Annotated in this window: 3 protein-coding genes; all 3 read right to left on the bottom strand. The window is 45.7% G+C overall.

Annotated features, from left to right (window positions below; all coding sequences use genetic code 11):
- Window positions 1-384 precede the first annotated feature (384 nt).
- Genes PsWM33_RS07320 through PsWM33_RS28830 form a run of 3 tightly spaced genes read right to left on the bottom strand, consistent with a single transcriptional unit; the run spans window position 385 to window position 1391 of the window.
- Window positions 385-816 (bottom strand): SRPBCC family protein, encoded by a 432-nt coding sequence (locus tag PsWM33_RS07320; protein WP_063299733.1) that lies wholly within the window; start codon window positions 814-816, stop codon window positions 385-387.
- A gap of 37 nt (window positions 817-853) precedes the next feature.
- Complete coding sequence (locus tag PsWM33_RS28825) at window positions 854-1096, bottom strand: non-oxidative hydroxyarylic acid decarboxylases subunit D (protein WP_082826916.1); 243 nt, start codon at window positions 1094-1096, stop codon at window positions 854-856.
- Between the two features lie 25 nt (window positions 1097-1121).
- Window positions 1122-1391 carry a hypothetical protein gene (locus PsWM33_RS28830; protein WP_446737442.1) on the bottom strand — a complete coding sequence of 90 codons (270 nt, stop codon included), beginning with the start codon at window positions 1389-1391 and terminating at the stop codon, window positions 1122-1124.
- Window positions 1392-1435 lie beyond the last annotated feature (44 nt).

Below are 1435 nucleotides of genomic sequence, written 5' to 3' on the forward strand. Positions count from 1 at the left end.
CTAACTATAGGCGTGGACCACTTCAAAGGGGGAAGCTCAAGTGCGATCTTTGCGATTTTCTTGTGGGCCTCACTTATGCCAGCTTCTGCAGCTTGAGGCCCCGGCGCCAGTCGGAAAGTACCCGAAAGTGTGGGGCAATCGCGAGAGGGCCTGCTGAATTTATTGCTGGGACGGGAGGTATCTGCAACTTTCACTCATGCTCGAAATGTCGCCATACTGTTCAGTTTTCAGCTCAACGTCCGTCTCCTGGGCGTTAGCCCTATGATCTGGTGGCGTTTATTGGTGCCAAGCTATATGCCCTGCGCGAGCTAAACGGTGTGCTGCAGGTGGCAGTGGGGCTGTTCATCGGTAACGCCTACTGACAACCAGCGTAGCTGAAGCAGCTCAGGTTAAATCGGTCGAGTTCATCGGACGGACACTCTCAACGTAATGCTTCAATTGATGTAAAACACTACCCCAGTTCGTATTGCAAAAGGGCAGATGCTCATCATCGTCAGCCCATTCGCCATCAGTGAGCTGTACTATTGTCGCACCATTTTTGACATCGAACAATTCAAAGGTTAATGACTTTACTTTCGAACTGCCAGGCCCATCTACACACGTTTGCAATACCTTTTCATTCTCGATTAATTCGTTTGTCTCCCAACTGAATTGTAATCCGGATTTTGGAGTAAGGATAAACAATGCGTCAACTGCGATTTCACCTTCCAGCATCCCGTGATGCCAAGAAGCCATCTCACTAATATTCGTCAGGGCTTGATAAACACTGTCGCGTGACCCATTGATTTTAATGGCGTGTCTAAGTGTAACGCTCATTTCAATATCCTTTCTGTTCTTTAGACTATGCTCATTGTTATTTTCTCAACGGTGGGATCGAAGGCATAGTAGGAAAGCTTGGCATGTCTTCAGGCTTAAACTTGAATTTTGGGTCGTACAATTTGGGATTAGTAATATTTTCAGGTTCTGTTGATCGCCATGCAAACAAGCATGTTGTACATTGATACAGCTCCCAAACTCCTTTGACTGAGGATTTGAACTGAATTTCTGTAGTATTAGATTCACAACGAGGGCAGGTAGAGAATTTATTATTTGACATATAGCATCTCACTTTAGATATAAGGTTATCTTCTTATATTTTTAATCAGTTCCTGTAGTTGTGGTATCCAATCTTTAGCCTCTGGCGGATCTTCACATTGCATTGAGAAATCTCCATGATCATCAGGCGGTGCGGGAGTCGCGCAATCAAGGATCATCTTATGTGACATACCTACTGGATCCGACCCAGGGTCTAGCGCAACGATGGAACATCCAGGAATGACGACACAATCGAACTTTGGGTTGAACTTAGTTGACAGAGCCCACATGACTTGGGGTAAATTAAAGGGGTCCACATCTTTGAGCCTCCCCCTTTGAAGTGGTCCACGCCTATAGTTAG

The sequence above is a fragment of the Pseudovibrio sp. WM33 genome, from assembly GCF_001623165.1.
GTDB lineage: Bacteria > Pseudomonadota > Alphaproteobacteria > Rhizobiales > Stappiaceae > Pseudovibrio.

Bases quoted from the DNA above. Each gene is read 5' to 3' on its own strand.
- PsWM33_RS28825 (WP_082826916.1), bottom strand. From the start codon at position 1,096: ATGTCAAATAATAAATTCTCTACCTGCCCTCGTTGTGAATCTAATACT.
- PsWM33_RS07320 (WP_063299733.1), bottom strand. From the start codon at position 816: ATGAGCGTTACACTTAGACACGCCATTAAAATCAATGGGTCACGCGAC.